The following is a 16,543-nucleotide window of genomic DNA, read 5'->3' on the forward strand; positions in this document are numbered from 1 at the left end:
GGGCCCTCCGCGGGCGACATCGGCCACGCTCCGACGCGGAGCGGGGGTCCGAACGAGTGAGGCGTGCGACACGTCACCGCCGTCGGACTCCGTCCACGCCGCCACTCCGGACTGCGAGTCGACCCGCACCCGGCCCGAGACCGGACGGTTGACCCGGCGCGCGGCCCGAAACTATCGTCTGTAGATAAAGACGGAGGGCCCGATGCCGAGCACTGCGACGACCACGTCCCTGCGCACCGTCCCGCGCGGCTGCCCGCTGTGCGAGGCCATGTGCGGGTTGTCGGTCACCCTGGACGCCGACCACCGGGTCGTCTCCGTCCGTGGCGACGACGCGGACGTCTACAGCAAGGGCTACCTGTGCCCCAAGGGGGCGTCGCTGGGTGCCGTGGACGACGACCCGGACCGGCTGACCCGACCGCTCGTCCGGCGGGACGGGGTGCTGGTCGAGACGACCTGGGAGGAGGCGTTCGCCGAGGTCGAGCGCCTGCTCGGCCCGATCCTCGCCGAGGACCGCAACGCCGTCGCCGCCTACACCGGCAACCCGACCGGCCACAACGTCGCGTTCTCCCTGCTGGCGGGCAGGCTCGCCCGCGCACTGGGCACCATCCAGAACTACTCGCCCGCGACCATGGACCAGCTCCCGCAGAACGTCACCGCGTCGATGCTGTTCGGGGACCCGAGCAGCATCCCGGTCCCGGACCTCGACACGGTCGAGCTGCTGGTCGTCGTCGGCGGCAACCCACTGGTCTCGAACGGCAGCGTCGGCGCCGCGCCGAACTACCGCGCCAAGCTCGCCGCCCTGCACGCCCGCGGCGGCAGGCTCGTCGTGGTCGACCCGGCACGGACCGCCACGGCGAAGGCGGCCGACGAGCACCTCCAGGTCCGCCCGGGCACCGACCTCTTCCTGTTCCTGGGGATCCTGAACGTGCTCCTCGCGGAGGACCTGGTGCGCCCCCGCGCCGCCGCGGGCCGGATCAGCGGGCTCGACGAGCTGCGCGTCGCCGTCGCCGACCATCCCCCCACCCGGGTGGCCGAGGTCTGCGGCATCGGAGCCGACCGGATCACCGCGCTCGCCCGTGAGCTCGCCACGGCGGACAAGGCCGCGGTCTACGGCAGGCTCGGCACCACGCTGAACCGGTACGGCACGCTGACCTGCTGGGCGCTGCAGGCGGTCAACCTCCTGTGCGGACACGTCGACCGCCCCGGGGGCCTGTTGTTCACCCGCCCCGTGACCGGCGGGCCCACCACCCGCAGGGCCACGACGCCCGCGCGGCCGTTCACCGTCGGGCGCTACCGCACCCGGGTCAGCGGCCACCCGGAGGTGGTCGGCGAGCTGCCGGTCGCCGCCCTCGCCGAGGAGATCCTGACACCGGGCCCCGGCCGGGTCCGCGGCCTCGTGGTCTACGCGGGCAACCTCGCCCGCTCGGCCCCGGACTCCGCGCAGATGCAGCGGGCCCTCGACGCGGTCGAGGCCATGGTCTGCGTCGACCCGTACCTCAACGAGACGACCCGGTACGCCGACGTCGTGCTCCCGCCGCCGGGAGCGCTGACCCGCGACCACTTCGACCTCGTCCTCTACCAGTACGCCCAGCGCAACTTCGCCCGGTTCTCGGTGCCCGCCCGCCCGCTGCCCGAGGGCATGCTCAGCGAGTGGGAGATCCTGCTGCGGCTCATCGCGATCTACGAGGGCTCCGGGGCCACCCCCGCCGAGATCGAGGACGACATGGCGGCGAGCCTGCGCCGCTCCGTCGCCCGCAACCTGGGCCGCGATCCCGAGGAGATCGAGATGTCGGGGCGCGGGGTGCGCCGCCTGCTGGACCTGCGGATCCGCTCCGGTCCCTACGGCGACCTGTTCGGCGAGAACCCCGGCGGGCTCACCCTGGCCCGCCTGCTCGAGGCCCCCCACGGGATCGACCTCGGCCCGCTGCGGCCGCGACTCGACGAGGTGATCCGGACGCCGTCGGGCACCGTCGAGCTGGCCCCGGCGCTGGTCCTCGAAGCGTTGGCGCAGGTCGAGCCGCCGCGGCCCGAACCCGGCACGATGCTCCTGATCGGCCGCCGGGACGCCCGGTCGAAGAACTCCTGGCTGCACAACGTGTCCCCGCTCGCGAAGGGCAGGGACCGCTCCACCCTCTACGTCTCCCCCGCCGACGCCCGGGCCCACGCCCTGACGGACGGGGACACCGCCGTCGTCACCTCGGCCGCGGGCGAGATCCGGGTCCCCGTGACGGTCACCGACCAGGTGGCCGCCGGGGTGGTGTCCCTCGGGCACGGGTGGGGCCACGACGACCCGCACGCGACGCTGCGGGTCGCCAGGCGGAAACCGGGCGTCAACAGCAACACCCTCACCGACGGCAGCGTCCTGGACCCGCTCTCGGGCACCGTCCAGATGAACGCCATCCCGGTCCGGCTCAGCGGAGGCTGAGCCGGACCGGGTGGCGCCGGTCGAGGAGGTTCCGCCCGGCTCAGGCGGCGACGGGGTCCGTCGTCGCCGCGCGGCGGGCGCGGTGGATCCGCGCCACCAGGATCGCGACGGTGACCGCGCCCAGGATCGCCGGTACGGCGACCAGGCGGAAGATGACCTCCCCCGGAACGCCCCGGGTGAACAGCAGACCACCGACGAGCGGGGCGATCAGCGAGCCGCACCTGGTCGACCCGACCGCGGACGGCCAGGTAGACCAGCGACTCCGGCAGGGCCTTGACCGCGACCGGCACGAGGACCAGCGGGAGGACCACGCCGACCAGGAAGACCGACCGCCAGCCGAAGGCGGGGACCAGCACCGCGGCGACCTGACCACACAGGAAGCCGCCGATCGTGGTGCCGAGCCCGATCCCGGCGACGAACCGCCGTTCGCCGCCGCGACGATCGGCGCGCGGACCCGGCGGAACTCCTCACCGAGGCTGGAGATGTGTTGCTGCACCCGCAGCCCGGTCTGCGACCGGCCCTCTCCCCCGGCGGGGGTCAGCGGCGGCTCGCCGTAGCCGCGCAGCTCGATCCCGGCGCAGAACGCGCGGCCCGCGCCGGTCAGCACCACGGCCCGCACGTCGGAGTCCTCGCGGATCGCCCGGAGCCCGGTGCGCAGCTCCTCGATCAGCTCGGCCGTCATGGAGTTGAGTGCGTCCGGCCGGTTCAGGGTGAGCCGGCGGACACCGGGACGTGGTGTGCTGGTGGTGACGGTGCCCATGGGGCTCCTTCCTTCCGGGGAGCACGGAGGACACACTGTTCCTCGACGGCGGGGCTGTCCGGCCGATACTGACACGTGATACGAAGTACGTATACCGTCTCATTCCCGACGAAGGGGGCTTCCATGGAGCTGGGTCTGCATGTCGGGTATTGGTCGGCCGGGCCGCCCCCGCAGGCCGCGGACGCGGTGACGGCGGCCGAGCGACTGGGCTTCGAGTCCGTCTGGACCGCCGAGGCCTACGGCTCGGACTGCCTGACCCCGCTGGCCTGGTGGGGCTCGGCCACCGAGCGGGTCTTGCTGGGCACCAACATCCTGCAGATGGCCGCGCGCACACCCACCGCCGCCGCGATGGCCGCGCTGACCCTCGACCACCTCTCGGGTGGGCGCTTCGTGCTGGGCCTGGGCGCCTCGGGTCCCCAGGTCGTGGAGGGCTGGTACGGCACCGCCTATCCGCGCCCGCTCGCGCGCACCCGCGAGTACGTCGACATCGTGCGGAAGGTCTGGGCGCGCGAGGAGCCCGTGACCTACGACGGGGAGTTCTACACGCTGCCGTACCCGGGCGGGGCCGGTCTGGGCAAGCCGCTCAAGTCCACCGTGCACCCGCTCCGCGCGGACATCCCGATCCACCTCGCCGCGGAGGGCCCGAAGAACGTGGCGCTGGCCGCGGAGATCGCGGACGGCTGGCTGCCGCTGTTCTTCTCCCCGAAGGCGGACGCGTTCTACCGCGAGGCGCTCGCCGAGGGCTTCGCCCGGCCGGGCGCCCGCCGCACGCGTGCGGACTTCCGGATCTCCGCGACCGTCCCCGTGGTCGTGGACGACGACGTCGAGCGCGCCGCCGATCGCGTCCGGCCGAAGCTGGCGCTCTACATCGGAGGGATGGGCGCCAAGGAGGCCAACTTCCACAACCAGGTGTTCGTGCGCCTGGGCTACGCGGACGCCTGCGCCCGGATCCAGGAGCTGTACCTCGACGGGCGGCGGGAGGAGGCGGTGGCGGCCGTGCCCACCGCGCTCGTCGAGGACGTCGCGCTAGTGGGGCCCGCGGGCAAGATCCGGGAGGAGTTCACGCGGTGGGAGGACACGGTCGTCGACACACTGATCGCGTCCGGCGGCCCGAGCGAGCTGCAGGCCCTCGCCCGCGCGGTCGGGCGGTGATCGGCCGGTCGTATGCTGCCGGCATGGCCGCCCGCTCCCCCGCCGTCGAGCGGATCCTGGACGCGGCGGACGCCTGCTACGCGCGGTTCGGGATCGCCAAGACCACGATGGAGGACGTGGCGTCCGCGGCGGGCATCTCCCGCGCCACCCTCTACCGGACCTTCGCCGACCGCGAGGCGCTGCTGACGGCGCTGGTCCGGCGCCGGGCCACGCAGAACATGACCCGCACCCGGCCCCGGCTGCTCGAGCTCCCCACGCTCGCCGACCGCGTCGTGGAGGGGATGGTCCTCAACGTCACGGTGGGCCACCGGGATCCGCTGGTCCACACCCTCGTCTCGCCCGAGCAGATGGCGTTGGCCACCTCGCTGCTCAGCACGACGGGCCTCGCGACCGAGCTCACCCGCCAGTTCTGGGAGCCGATCCTCGTGGCGGCACAGGAGTCCGGCGAGCTGCGGTCGGGGATCGACCTCGAGGCACTGTGCGCCTGGTTCTCCCACCTCGAGATCATGTTCATCACCCAGCTCGACGACTCGGCGGACTCCCTCGCGAGGGTCCGCCGGATGGTCGCCGAGTTCGTGGTCCCGGCCCTGGTCGCCTAGTCTCCGAGGTCGGCGGCCAGCTCGCGGTGCAGGTGCTGGCAGGACTGCTCGTTGCGGCCGTAGAGGAACGTCCCCTCGGGGCGGGCCTTCGCGTTCTGCTGGATGGTGACCTCCATCGGCCAGTCCTCCTTCGACGCGGCCTCCTCCAGGATCTCCCAGCTGCGCCGGATCCGGCCCTCGACGTGCTCGGTGCGCTTCTCCGGCCGCACGAGGAAGCGGATCCGGGTCGTGGAGCGGCCTGCGGTCTCCGGGTCCGGCCAGACCGTCCAGAACTCGACGTGGTCCGGGGTGGAGATGACCATCGAGTTCGGGTAGAGCATCAGGTTGCTGCCCATGTAGCGGAAGCTCGCGTCGACCTCCTCGCCCGCGCGGGCCCTGTCGCCCATGCGGGTGCGCGGGCTGAACGACTGGCCGTGTCGCCCGTACCGCCGCCACACGCTGGTGTTGGTCTCGATCAGCTTCCCCACACCGGTGGGGTGCAGGAACTTCGGGTGCAGGACGTCGATCGCGCCGTCGAGCACGATCTTCCAGTTGATGTCCAAGGTGAAGGTCTTGTCGAGGAAGATCTCGGCGCCGTCGAGTCCGAACGGGGCGAGCTGCGCGTCGACCTCCGGCCCGAGCCAGTCGTCGATGTCCCAGTCCGCGGTCCCGGACAGGTCGGCGAACAGGAAGCCGTGCCGTTCGGCGATCCGGACCGTGTGCAGGCCGTGGCGGTCCTTCTCCACGTGGGTGTAGAAGTCGTCGTACGGGACGCCGCGCAGGGTGCCGTCCTCGCGGCCGTAGCTCCAGCCGTGGTAGTGGCAGGTGAACACACGCTTCGTGCCGCACGGCGCCTCCTCGACCCGCCCGCCGCGGTGGCGACAGATGTTGAGGTAGCCCTGGACGGTGCCGTCGGACCTGCGGACGACGATCAGCGGGATCCCCAGGATCTCGCGGGTCAGGAAGGACCCGCGCTCGGCGATCTCCGAACCGTGGCCGATGATCACCGGCAGCCGGGTCAGCAGCTCCCGCTCCTTCGCCGCCCGCTCCTCGCTGACGAAGTGGGAGATCGGGACCCGGAGGTCGGTCGGGGACATCTCCGTGGTGCCCGCCCGCAGATGCCGGACGAGCAGGTCGGCGACGTCGCTGTTCAGCAGGGTCATGAGGTCGTCCCCCAGGTGGTGGTGAGGGGCACCGCGTGCGACGGCACCCCGGGCAACGGTGTCCCCGGCTCGCTCAGGAGTCCGGAGACGGACAACCGAGCACCTCCTCGGTGTGCTCACCCAGGCCGGGGGCGAGGGCGGGGGCGAAGTCCTCCCCGACCACGCGGACGGGGCTCGCGGCGAACCGCAGCCCGTCGACCTCGTAGGTGGTGGCGCGCGCGCGGAAGTGCGGGTCCTCGAGCAGGTCGGCGACCGTGTTGACCGGCCCGCCCGCGATGTCGTGGGCCAGGAACAGGTCGGTCCACTCGGCGCGGGTCCGGGTGCGGAAGAGCGCGTCGAGCTCGCGCCAGACGTGCAGGGCCCGCTCGTCGCCGCCCTCGTCCACCGTGGCGAGGTCGATCTCCAGGAGATCGGGCCGGTCCACCGCGGTGCAGAAGTGCTGCCAGAACTTGGCGGTGTGCGAGCCGAAGACCATCGCACCGCCGTCCTTCGTGGCGTACGCGTCGAGCAGCGGCCAGTCCGGCAGGCGGCCGTCCGGGGTCCAGCCGGGTCGCGGCACGGTGCGGTCGGCGTTCAGCGCCGCGTCGATCCGGTCCGGCATCCAGGCGGTCGCCACGTCCACGCTGCTGACCTGCACCCGGACGGGTTCGCCGGTGCCGCGGGCCTTGAGCACGCCCGCGAGGACCGCCAGGGCGCCGTAGGCCCCGATCGCGTACATCGCCTGTGGGGCCTCCCCCGACCCGCCCATCACACCGGGTGGGGAGGGGTTCTGCGTGTCCACGGTCCGCAGCCCCGCGTACGCGTCGAACCACAGGCCACCGGTCGCCAGGTCGCGGTACGGCCCGTCGGCACCGGTGCCGGAGACCTCGCACAGCACGGTCTGCGGGCGGACCCGGCACAGCGCGTCGAACCCCAGTCCCAGGCGTTCGAGGTGGCCGTGCCGGGTGCCCTCGACGACGGCGTCCGCCTCGGCGGCGAGTCGCAGGAAGGCGGCCCGACCCGCATCCGACCGCAGGTCGAGCTCGATGCTGCGTTTGCCGCGGTTCCAGCGCAGGTGCAGGAAGCCCGGCCCGTCCGGACCGTCGACGGCGCGGGCGCCGGTGGACCGCACACCCTCACCCCGCCCCGGCGTCTCGACCTTGATCACGTCTGCGCCCAGGTCGGCGAGGTGCCCGCCCACCGACGACGGCGCCAGCTGCGCGACCTCGAGGACCCGGACGCCACTCAACAACGAGTACCCGCTCACCCCGCCACCGTGACACGTGAGACACATACTGTCAAGCGTCTCATCTCGGCCCACACCCTGCGACGGGACCGCCGAGCTCCGGCGGATAATGACCGCATGCCACGCCCGGCGAAGCCGCTGATCCGACACGACGCAGTGATCGAGACGTCCCTGCGGATCATCGACACCGAGGGCCTCGACGCGTTCAGCCTGCCCCGACTCGCCCGTGAGCTGAACGTGCGCGCGCCGTCGCTCTACCACCACTTCGCCGACAAGGCGGAGATCCTCCGCGGCATCGCCAGGCTGATCGTGCTGGAGACCCGACTGCCGGACCCGGAGACCACCCCGACGTGGATCGACTGGTTCGTGGCCCTGAGCCTGAACTTCCGCGCGGCCGTGCTGCGCCACCGCAACGCCGCCCCGGTCCTGCTGCAGTTCATGCCGCGGGACGTGCTCATCCAGACCTACGACAACAGCGCGCGGATCCTGCGCGACCTCGGCATCCCACCCGCCCAGCAGGTGCTGATCCTCGACGGCATGGACAAGCTGACCCTGGGCGCCTCGATCACCGAGGCGGCCCGGGACCCCGAGGACGCGAACGCGGTCTTCGCCCACGTGGACCCGGAGCGGGAGCCGACCCTCGCCGAGGCGGTGCGGGAGAGCGGCCTTACGTCGGACCAGGTGTTCGCCGAGTCGATCCGCGCGTTCCTGCGCGGCGCGGCCCCCCAGGTGTCGGCGACCACGCCTCCGCCGGCGCTGGTCCCGGCCGCCACCGTCGGGGAGATCGAGGTTATCTAAAGCCGTAAGGTGGGCGGGTGCACCCCTTTCAGTTCGGACTGACCAGCACCGGCGCCGACGGTCCGTGGCTCCCCCTCGCCCGTCGGGTGGAGGATCTCGGCTTCTCGACCCTCCAGGTGCCCCAACACTTCAGCCTCGCCTCCGTGCCCCCGCTGGTCGCGCTGGCCATGGCGGCGGGTGCCACCACGGGGCTGCGGGTCGGGACCCTGGTGCTGGACAACGAGGCCGCGCACCCCGCCGTCGTCGCCCGGGACGGGGCCTGGCTCGCCCGCGAGACCGGCGGCCGGTTCGAGCTCGGCATCGGGGCGGGCTGGCTCGCCGCTGACCACACGATGCTCGGCGGTACCTGGCGCGCGGCGCCCGAGCGCGTCGATCGCCTCGCGGAGTCGCTGGAGCTGATCCGGGCCTGCTGGGCGGGATCCACGCACCACGACGGCGAGCACTACGTCCTGACCGACCTGCCGGAGGGCACCGCGACGGACGCGCCGCCGCCCGTCCTGATCGGCGGCGGCGGAGCGCGGGTGCTCGCCCTCGCGGCACGACACGCGGACATCGTCGGGATCGCACCGGACATGCGGACCGGCCGGATCGGCCGGGCCGCGGCCCGCACGACCACCCGGGAGCTGGTGGCGGAGAAGGCGAGCCGGGTGCGGGCGGCGGCCGAGCGGCCGGTCGAGCTGCAGGTCACGATCACCGCGGTGATCGATGCGGACGACACCGCCCGCCTCGAGCGCACCGCCGCGACGTTCGGGGTGCCGCCGGAGGAGGTGCACGCGCTGCCCTCGGTCCTGGTCGGCTCGACCGCCGAGATCGCGGACACCCTGCGGGCCCGGCGGGAGGAGACGGGGATCAGCTACGTGTCGGTCCCCGAACCGATGCTGGAGCGGATCGCGCCGGTCGTGGCCGAGCTCGCCGGGACGTAGCCCGCGGTGACACCGGCAGGTGGCGACCGCGAGCGCGGTCAGCGGCCGAGCCGTCGCCTCCAGTCGTGCGCCCCCAGGAACCGCACGACCCGCCCCATCAGCTCGCTCTTCTTCGGCACCACCGGGAACCAGTTCGGCTCCGCCTTGAGCGCCAGCCGTTCGGCGACCACCGTCTGCAGCCTGCAGTACTTGAGCACGCCGTTCGCGCCGCCGAAGCGGCTGCCCAGGCCGGACTGCTTCCACCCGCCCATCGGGACCGGCGTCTGGAACGTGGCGATGACGGCGTTGTTCAGCGAGACCGAGCCCGCCTCGATCCGGCGGGACAGCCGGTCGGCGCGGCGGCGGTCCTTCGACCAGATGCTCGACGAGAGACCGAAGTCCGAGTCGTTCGCGAGGCGCACGGCCTCGTCCTCGTCCGCCACCTTCATGATCGGCAGCGTGGGGCCGAAGGTCTCCTCGCGCATGCAGGCCATCGAGTGGTCGACGTCGACCAGCACCGTGGGCTCGAAGTAGGGGCCGCTCGCCTTCCCGCCGGTCAGCACGCGCGCGCCCTTGGCCACCGCGTCGGCCACGTGCCGCTCGACGATCTCGGTCTGGCTCGGGGTGATCATCGCGCCGATCTCGGTGGCGAAGCTGCCGGGGGCGTCCATGCCCTGGCGCATCGCCTCGACCTTCGCGACCACCGACGCGACGAACTCGTCGTACACCGGGGCCTCGACGTACACCCGCTCGACGGAGACGCAGGCCTGGCCCGCGTTCATCATCCCGCCCCAGACGGCACCGCCCGCGGCGCGCTCCACGTCCGCGTCGGACAGCACGACCATCGCGTCCTTGCCGCCCAGCTCCAGGCTGCACGGGATCAGCCGCTCGCCGCAGCGTGCCGCGATCCTCCGGCCCGTCGCGACCGACCCGGTGAACATGACCATGTCGACCTGCTCGACCACGGCCGCGCCGGCCGCACCTCCACCGGTGATGCACTCCAGCACCGGCGGCGCGCCGATCTCCCGCCAGCCCTCGACCGCCTCGGCCCACGTCAGCGGCACGACCTCGGACGGCTTGCTGAGCACCGCCGCACCGGCCACGAGCGCCCCGACGACGTCCATCATCGGGCCGCCGAGCGGACCGTTCCAGGGCGTGATCAGGCCGACCAGCGGGTAGGGGCGGGCCTGCACCCGCAGTGTCCGGGCCTTGTTGGCGATGCCCGCGGGCTTGACGTGCCGGTCGGCGAGGAAGCGCTCGGCGTTCGCCGTGAAGTAGTTGATGACGTCGATGGCCACGGTCATCTCGATCGCGGCGTCCGACCAGGACTTGCCCGCCTCGGCCTGGCAGAGCTCCAGGATGCGGCGCTCGTTGTCCAGCAGCCAGTTCAGCCAGTTCCGCAGGTGGCGGCGACGCCCCCGAGGGCCGAGCGCCTCCCAGGCGGGCTGTGCCGCGCGCAGCGCGGCCGCGGCGGCCGCGACCTCGGACGCGCCCTGGTCCGGGACGATCCCGACCAGGCGCCCGTCGGCGGGGCAGTGGATCCGCAGCTCGGGACCGGGGTCCGTGTGCTGCGCGGACGGCTGGTCGGTCGCGGTGCTCATCTCGCCTCCCCCACGCGCGCGACGTCGGTGCCACGCGGTGTCGGAAGACTAGTAACAAATGACGTGATTCGTCAATCTGTAACGCCGGGTGAACGCACGAACGGCACCGTCCGGGAGCGGAGCTTCCCGGAGGTGCCGTTCGTGGGACGGGGTCAGGGGTGTCGGGCCGGCGTCAGCGGACCTTCTCGAAGCGGTCCGCGACGTCCGTGTACTCGTCCCGGATCGCCCGCTTGCTGATCTTGCCGCTGGGCAGGCGGGGCAGCTCCGAGGACCGGAGCACCACGTAGCGCGGCACCTTGTAGTCCGCCATCTCGCGTCCGCAGTACTCCACGATCGCCTCGACCGTGACACCCTCGTCCGCCGTCACGATCGCGGCCGGGGTCTCGCCGAAGCGGTCGTCCTTCGCCGCGATGACCGAGACCTCCCGGACGCCGGGTATCCGGCTGATCACGGCCTCGATCTCCACCGGCGAGAGGTTGATCCCCCCGGAGATGATCAGGTCCTTCATCCGGTCGACGAACGACAGCCTGCCCTCGGCGTCGCAGACACCCAGGTCACCGCTGTGCAGCCAGCCGTCCCGGAAGGCCTGCGCGGTCGTCTCGGGATCCTGCCAGTAGCCCGGCGAGACGCCCGGGCCGCGCAGCAGGATCTCACCCGGCTCGCCCGGGTCGCACTCGCTGCCGTCCGGCCGCACGACCTTGAGCTCGGTGAACGCCGACCCGACGCCGCAGGAGTCCGGGTGGGTCTCGGCCTCCGACGGCCAGGTCGCGGTCGCCACCCCGCCCGCCTCGGTCATGCCGTAGATCTGCCGGAGCTTGACGCCCTTGGACCCCCACGCCTCGAGCAGGGGCACCGACACCGCGGCGCCGCCGACGACCGCCGTCTTGAGGTTCGACAGGTCCGCCCCGGCGAACTCCGGGGCCTTCGCCATGACCTCGTAGATCAGCGGGACGCCGAAGATCGTCTCGATCTTGTGCTCGTCGAGCGCGCGCACCGCCCGGGACGGGTCCAGCTGCGCCTCGACGACCAGGGTGCCGCCCAGCACGACCTGCATGACCAGGCCCCAGACCAGGCCGGGGGTGAAGCAGAGCGGGAGGAGCAGCAGGCTGCTGCCGCCGGGACGCAGGCCCTCCTCGCACAGCGACGCCTCGAACACGATGTCCAGCAACGTCCGGTTGGTGCAGACGACGCCCTTGGACAGGCCCGTCGAGCCGCTGGTGAACAGGAGGGCGACCGGCTCGTGGGGCTCCCGGTCGATGCGGAAGACCTCGGCTCCGCCGCCGCGCAGCGCCGCGAGCTCGGGCAGCGGGACGGTGTCGACGATGCTCCCCAGCTCGCGGGCCTGGGCGATCGCGGGGTCGAACTGCGGGTCGGCGAGGACCAGCTTCGCGCCGGAGTCCGACAGCAGCTTGTGCAGCTCCGGGCCGACCAGGCGCGGGTTCAGCGGGACCAGGACGGCGCCCGCCTTGAGCACGCCGAGCGCGACGGCAGCCCATTCCGGCGTGTTCCCGCCGAGCAGACCGACGCGGTCCCCCTCGGCGACACCCCGCTCGTGGAGCCTGCGCGCGACGGCGCCGGACCAGTCCCGCAGGGTGCGGTAGTCCACGGTGTCCGCACCGAAGACCAGCGCGGCCTGGTCGCCCTTCGTGCGCGCCCACCAGTGGAGGGCGGAACCGACCGATGTGGCCATGGTGAGGTCCTCTCACGCAGCGTTGCGTTTGTCCGGGATGAGTGTTGCTACAGGACGGAGTCGGCGCCGAACAAGGTGGCGCTGACGAGCGGGGCCATCGGGCCCCCGAGCAGGAGGGACAGCGCGGCGTCGGGCACCTGGTTCGGCGAGGTGCCGCGGATCTGGCGCACCGCCTCGACGATCAGCCCGAACCCGTGCACGAAGCCCTCGGCGATGTTGCCGCCCGCCGTGTTGATCGGCAGCGAGCCCGTGGGCGCGATGAGGTTCTCGAACCGCATGACCCGGCCCGCCTCGGGGCCCGACGGCACCAGCCCGAGGTCGATCAGCGACGCGACGGCCGGCCCGGAGAAGTTCTCGTAGACCTGCACCACGTCGACCTCGCCGGGCTTGACGCCCGCGCCCTCCCACAGCCTCCGGACCATGGCCGGGTGGAAGCCCGCGCTCGTGTAGGCCAGGTCGTTCTCGACCGACTCCGACCAGTCGGGGCCGCCGCCCTGCACGCCCGACAGGACGTAGGCCGGCTTCTGGCGCAGCTCGCGGGCCCGCTCCGCCGTGGTCACCAGGACCGCGCCCGCGGCGTCGTTCTCCCGCGAGCAGTCGTACAGCCGGAGCGGCTCGGAGATCATCCGGGAGTCCGCGTAGACCTGCGGGTCCAGCGGCTTGCCGTACGCCACGGCGTCCGGGTTGTTCTGGGCGTGGTGGTAGGCGGCGGCGACGAGCGCCTCCAGGGCCGAGGCGGGCACGCCGTCGACCTCGATCAACCGCTGGGTCCGCATCGCGCAGACCTGGGCGGGGGCGAACATCCCGTGCCCGGCGAGCAGCGGACCCATGTGGCCCTTGCTGTAGCTCTGCCTGCCCGCGTCCGCCTCGGAGATGCCGCGGTACACGCAGACCATGTCCGCCTGCCCGGTGGCGACGGCGGCGGACGCGGCGTTCACCGCCGCGGCGACACCGCCCCCTCCCCCGCCCCAGACCATCGACGACCAGCGGATCTCGTGCACGCCGAGGGCCGCACCGATCGCCAGGCCCTCGTTGTCGTCGTTGGCGTAGGAGGCGAACCCGTCGATCTCGTGCGCGTCGATCCCGGCGTCGGTGGCGGCCGCGAGGATGGCCTCCAGGGTCAGCCGGGCGGAGCTCTGGGTGGCGGTGCCCCGCTTGTGGAACGGCGTGTTGGCGACGCCGACGACGGCCGTCGCGGCGCGGAAGGCGCGGTCACGGGTGGTCATGCGAGCCTCCAACGCAGGACGGGGTACTTGTCGGGGTCGGCGGGCTGCTCGATCTCGCCCTTGACCTCGGCGCCGATCCGGACGTCTGCTCCGTCGCCGTCCTGCAGGACGCCCAGGATGCGGCGGTTCCCCGCGGCGGGCAGCTCGACGTTCACCACGACGTAGGGCAGGTGCCCGGTGACCTCGGGCGAGAACGGCTGCCAGGTCCGGGTCCAGGAGTAGATCCGCCCGGTCGGCTCGACGACGGGCCACTCGAGCTCCGTCGAGTGGCAGCCCGGACAGATCGGCCGCGGCGACCAGGTCCAGCGGCCGCACCGCGGACAGTGCTGGATGCGCAGCTCGCCGCGGCGCAGACCCTCCCAGTGCGGGGCGTCGACCCCGTCGTCGGACGGGTGGGCCGCGGACGTCTGCGGAGGGGTGTCCGGAACGTTGCGGACCTGGGTGACCCGCCACGCGCCGTCGACGAAGATCCAGCGCGAGCGGAAGACCGCCTCCCCACCCGTCCCGGTGTAGCGGATGTGCGCCTCGTACAGCTCACCCGGCCCCGGCTCGATGCCCAGCAGCTCGGCCGAGTGCAGACCCTCCGGCGGGCGCGCCGATCCCAGCAGCTGACCCACCCGGTCCTGCCGGAAGTCGTTCAGGACGGTGGCGTTGTCGCCTGCGGCGACCGCCTGCCCGTGCTTCTCGACGATCTCGGCCAGGTCCGCGGGTACCCCGGGGAACTCTCTCACCAGCGCCTCCTTGCGCACTCGCGACTCATCGAACGGCGGGCAACGGCTCGGTGGCGCGGTTGCGCACCGTGTACAGCACGTCCGTCTGGTCGTGCATCAGGCCGAGGCTGCGGGCCTCGTGGACCAGCGGCCGGTCCCGGGCGTCCATCGTGATCATCCCGGCGCGGACGCCCGCGTCCCGCAGCCGTTCGAGCCCGGCGACCAGCAGGGCCCGCACGAGCGGGTCCTCCTCGTGGTCGCGGTCGGCGTTCCCGGTCACCAGGGCGACCAGCCTGCCCGCGGCCCCCCACTCGGTCGGCTCGCCGGAGTCCGGGTCGATCCAGACGGCGCCGTCCAGCGCCGCCTCGGGGCCGCTCACCAGCAGGGTGGCGTCCGCGGGGGGCCGGTGGCGGCGCCCGCTCGCGGTCCACAGGTCCGCGGCCGCCCTGCGCTCCGCCGCGCCCTGCGCCTCCCGCACCGCGATCGTGCGGGGCTCGGCGCCGGGATCGATCTCCCGACCGACCCGCAGCGGGAGCACCAGCTGCCAGCGGCGCGCCGCGGTCGTGATGCCGTAGCGGCGGAAGCGCAAGGACATGCGCAGCGCGGCCGGATGGTTGCCGCGCGCCCACACGCGCAGGGCCGTCGCCCCGGTGCCGCACCAGCCCTCGTCGGAGCCCAGCTCCAGCCCGATCTTCTCGAGCAGGAGCGTGGTGATCCCACGCGAGCGGTACTCGGGCCGCACGACGTGGGAGACCTCGGCCGTGCCCGCGTCCTCGCCGGACAGCGGCTCGATCCGCAGGTAGCCCGCCAGGCTCGGGGCGAGCGGCACCGTGCGTCCCGACCGGTCGTCCGGCAGCAGCCAGACGAGCAGCCGGGTGGTGCCGGGCTCGGTGTCGTCGTCGAGCGAGAGCTGAGGGAAGCCGGCCTCCGCGTCCGCCTCGGCGGCGTCCCGCAGCATCTCCCGCAGTTCGGCCTCCACGTCCGACGGGAGGTCCTCCCCCGGCGGGACCCAGTCGAAGTCGATCACTGGACCAGCTTCTTCAGCTCGCGGTGGAAGATCTGGTTCACGACCTCGTTGCGGCCCAGCAGCATCCCGCCCGCGTTCGCACTGGCCATGCCGACCTGCGAGCTGCGCAGCAGCGGGAAGTCCTCCTGGTGCAGCACGGCGAGGAGGATCTTCCAGTTCTTCTCCCAGATCCGGTTCCAGCGCTCCTCCTCCCAGCCGGAGTCCTCGACCGTCGGCACCACGAGGCGCATCTCCATGCGGCAGCGCCCGGGGTCGGTCGGGTGGGGCCGGAAGGTGAGCAGCTCGAAGTGGTCCGGCTGCCGCAGGAGCGTGCTGTTGGGCAGCAGGAAGTGCGTCTCGGTGACGTGCTTGGACAGGTCCTCGTCCGCCGCCGGGGGCTCCTCGAGGTACTTGTCGATCGTCTTGCGCGGTGCGATGAAGCGGGCGTGGCGGCCGAAGTCCTCCACGGCCATCACGTTGGTGTGGATGTGCTTCGCCGCGGTGTTCGGGTGCGCGTACTGGATGTGGTAGCCGTCCAGGAACGCGTCCTGCATGATCTTCCAGTTCACCGGCTCGTCGAAGCCCTCGGCCTGCGCCGAGACCAGCTTCTCCATGCCGTAGCCGGCGAGGATGTCGTCCATCTCCGTGCCGAGCCACGCGGCGACGTCGATCTCCGCGTCCGCCTCGTCGACGACCCAGACGAACCCGTGGCGCTCCTCGGTCGGGAGCTCGATCAGGCCGAACCTCGTGCGGTCGATCTCCCCGAAGGTGTTGTCGCGGGTGATCGCGCGCAGCGTCCCGTCGGTGTCGTAGGACCACCGGTGGTAGCCGCAGGAGAACAGCCTGCAGCGGCCCTTCTCCTGCTCCTCCAGCATGGCGCCGCGGTGTCGGCACAGGTTGACGAAGGTCTTCACCGAGCCGTCCCGCTGCCGCACGACGATCACGTTGTTGCGCGGCAGCTGCAGCGTCATGAAGTCGTTCGGCTTCGGGATTTCGCTGCCGTGACAGACGATCGAGGGCACCCTGCCGAACACCAGGTCCCGCTCGCCACGGGCGATGTCCGGGTCGGTGAACTCCTGGGCGGTGAACCCGTTGACGCCGTCGAACTCGTCCGTGGAGTCGTTGCGGATGTGATCCAGCGCCCGGCGGATGCGGTCGTTGCGGTAGGCGAGGTTGGTGCCCCCGGCATCAGGCGAGGTCTCCTGGGTGGTCATCGCCGCCTCCTCGTGCTCCGCCGCGCCCTCGCGCGTCGGCTCGCACACTCGTTCGGGATTAATCCTACAGCCTTTAGATTACCACGGGACGGT

At 72.6% G+C, this 16,543-nt stretch carries 14 protein-coding genes; 5 read left to right on the forward strand and 9 right to left on the reverse strand.

The features are described from left to right. Positions 1 to 202: 202 nt before the first annotated feature. Positions 203 to 2,425, forward strand: coding sequence for a molybdopterin-dependent oxidoreductase (locus tag L3X23_RS12080; protein ID WP_237192316.1), 2,223 nt, complete (start codon positions 203 to 205; stop codon positions 2,423 to 2,425). 40 nt (positions 2,426 to 2,465) lie between these two features. On the opposite strand, the gene L3X23_RS12085 is transcribed toward L3X23_RS12080, so the two are convergent. Continuing rightward, positions 2,466 to 3,185 (reverse strand): enoyl-CoA hydratase/isomerase family protein, encoded by a 720-nt coding sequence (locus L3X23_RS12085; protein WP_237192317.1) that lies wholly within the window; start codon positions 3,183 to 3,185, stop codon positions 2,466 to 2,468. A 123-nt stretch (positions 3,186 to 3,308) separates the two neighbouring features. On the opposite strand from L3X23_RS12085, the gene L3X23_RS12090 reads away from it, so the two are divergent. Together L3X23_RS12090 and L3X23_RS12095 are read left to right on the forward strand one after the other, a co-directional pair. Next, positions 3,309 to 4,337: an LLM class F420-dependent oxidoreductase gene (locus L3X23_RS12090; protein ID WP_237192318.1), complete on the forward strand. Its 1,029-nt coding sequence runs from the start codon at positions 3,309 to 3,311 to the stop codon at positions 4,335 to 4,337. A 23-nt stretch (positions 4,338 to 4,360) separates the two neighbouring features. After that, complete coding sequence (locus L3X23_RS12095) at positions 4,361 to 4,936, forward strand: TetR/AcrR family transcriptional regulator (protein ID WP_237192319.1); 576 nt, start codon at positions 4,361 to 4,363, stop codon at positions 4,934 to 4,936. Here L3X23_RS12095 and L3X23_RS12100 read toward each other — a convergent pair. Continuing rightward, a complete protein-coding gene (locus tag L3X23_RS12100; protein ID WP_237192320.1) occupies positions 4,933 to 6,078 on the reverse strand; it encodes an SRPBCC family protein in 1,146 nt (381 codons plus the stop codon). The two genes, L3X23_RS12095 and L3X23_RS12100, sit on opposite strands and share 4 nt — an antisense overlap. Positions 6,079 to 6,151: 73 nt before the next feature. Beyond that, positions 6,152 to 7,324, reverse strand: coding sequence for a CaiB/BaiF CoA-transferase family protein (locus L3X23_RS12105; protein WP_237192321.1), 1,173 nt, complete (start codon positions 7,322 to 7,324; stop codon positions 6,152 to 6,154). A 96-nt stretch (positions 7,325 to 7,420) separates the two neighbouring features. Here L3X23_RS12105 and L3X23_RS12110 point away from each other — a divergent pair, with 96 nt between their 5' ends. Both L3X23_RS12110 and L3X23_RS12115 read left to right on the forward strand, forming a co-directional pair. Beyond that, entirely contained in the window at positions 7,421 to 8,101 is a 681-nt protein-coding gene (locus L3X23_RS12110; protein WP_237192322.1) for a TetR family transcriptional regulator, read from the forward strand. A gap of 17 nt (positions 8,102 to 8,118) precedes the next feature. Then, on the forward strand, positions 8,119 to 9,024 hold the full coding sequence (locus L3X23_RS12115; protein WP_237192323.1) for a TIGR03621 family F420-dependent LLM class oxidoreductase: 906 nt from the start codon (positions 8,119 to 8,121) through the stop codon (positions 9,022 to 9,024). Between the two features lie 38 nt (positions 9,025 to 9,062). Here L3X23_RS12115 and L3X23_RS12120 read toward each other — a convergent pair whose 3' ends face one another. The 6 genes from L3X23_RS12120 to L3X23_RS12145 form a co-directional block, all read right to left on the reverse strand. Beyond that, on the reverse strand, positions 9,063 to 10,604 hold the full coding sequence (locus L3X23_RS12120; protein ID WP_237192324.1) for an aldehyde dehydrogenase family protein: 1,542 nt from the start codon (positions 10,602 to 10,604) through the stop codon (positions 9,063 to 9,065). Between the two features lie 172 nt (positions 10,605 to 10,776). Then, positions 10,777 to 12,294 (reverse strand): class I adenylate-forming enzyme family protein, encoded by a 1,518-nt coding sequence (locus L3X23_RS12125; protein ID WP_237192325.1) that lies wholly within the window; start codon positions 12,292 to 12,294, stop codon positions 10,777 to 10,779. A gap of 47 nt (positions 12,295 to 12,341) precedes the next feature. Continuing rightward, the gene (locus L3X23_RS12130; protein WP_237192326.1) at positions 12,342 to 13,520 is read right to left on the reverse strand and encodes a transporter; all 1,179 of its coding nucleotides are present in this window, start codon (positions 13,518 to 13,520) and stop codon (positions 12,342 to 12,344) included. Next, a complete protein-coding gene (locus L3X23_RS12135) occupies positions 13,517 to 14,251 on the reverse strand; it encodes a Zn-ribbon domain-containing OB-fold protein (protein ID WP_237192327.1) in 735 nt (244 codons plus the stop codon). Before L3X23_RS12135 ends, L3X23_RS12130 begins: the two co-directional genes overlap by 4 nt. A gap of 25 nt (positions 14,252 to 14,276) precedes the next feature. Then, on the reverse strand, positions 14,277 to 15,257 hold the full coding sequence (locus L3X23_RS12140) for a GNAT family N-acetyltransferase (RefSeq protein WP_237192328.1): 981 nt from the start codon (positions 15,255 to 15,257) through the stop codon (positions 14,277 to 14,279). Next, the gene (locus tag L3X23_RS12145) at positions 15,254 to 16,450 is read right to left on the reverse strand and encodes an aromatic ring-hydroxylating dioxygenase subunit alpha (protein WP_237192329.1); all 1,197 of its coding nucleotides are present in this window, start codon (positions 16,448 to 16,450) and stop codon (positions 15,254 to 15,256) included. Before L3X23_RS12145 ends, L3X23_RS12140 begins: the two co-directional genes overlap by 4 nt. Between the last annotated feature and the right edge of the window lie 93 nt (positions 16,451 to 16,543).

The sequence above is a fragment of the Pseudonocardia sp. WMMC193 genome (assembly GCF_021728735.1).
GTDB classification, from domain to species: Bacteria; Actinomycetota; Actinomycetes; order Mycobacteriales; family Pseudonocardiaceae; genus Pseudonocardia; species Pseudonocardia oroxyli.

Excerpts from the sequence above, each read along its gene's own strand:
- L3X23_RS12090 (WP_237192318.1), top strand. The coding sequence starts at position 3,309 with ATGGAGCTGGGTCTGCATGTCGGGTATTGGTCGGCCGGGCCGCCCCCG.
- L3X23_RS12130 (WP_237192326.1), bottom strand. The coding sequence starts at position 13,520 with ATGACCACCCGTGACCGCGCCTTCCGCGCCGCGACGGCCGTCGTCGGC.
- L3X23_RS12100 (WP_237192320.1), bottom strand. The coding sequence starts at position 6,078 with ATGACCCTGCTGAACAGCGACGTCGCCGACCTGCTCGTCCGGCATCTG.
- L3X23_RS12145 (WP_237192329.1), bottom strand. The coding sequence starts at position 16,450 with ATGACCACCCAGGAGACCTCGCCTGATGCCGGGGGCACCAACCTCGCC.
- L3X23_RS12095 (WP_237192319.1), top strand. The coding sequence starts at position 4,361 with ATGGCCGCCCGCTCCCCCGCCGTCGAGCGGATCCTGGACGCGGCGGAC.
- L3X23_RS12110 (WP_237192322.1), top strand. The coding sequence starts at position 7,421 with ATGCCACGCCCGGCGAAGCCGCTGATCCGACACGACGCAGTGATCGAG.
- L3X23_RS12080 (WP_237192316.1), top strand. The coding sequence starts at position 203 with ATGCCGAGCACTGCGACGACCACGTCCCTGCGCACCGTCCCGCGCGGC.
- L3X23_RS12125 (WP_237192325.1), bottom strand. The coding sequence starts at position 12,294 with ATGGCCACATCGGTCGGTTCCGCCCTCCACTGGTGGGCGCGCACGAAG.
- L3X23_RS12085 (WP_237192317.1), bottom strand. The coding sequence starts at position 3,185 with ATGGGCACCGTCACCACCAGCACACCACGTCCCGGTGTCCGCCGGCTC.
- L3X23_RS12120 (WP_237192324.1), bottom strand. The coding sequence starts at position 10,604 with ATGAGCACCGCGACCGACCAGCCGTCCGCGCAGCACACGGACCCCGGT.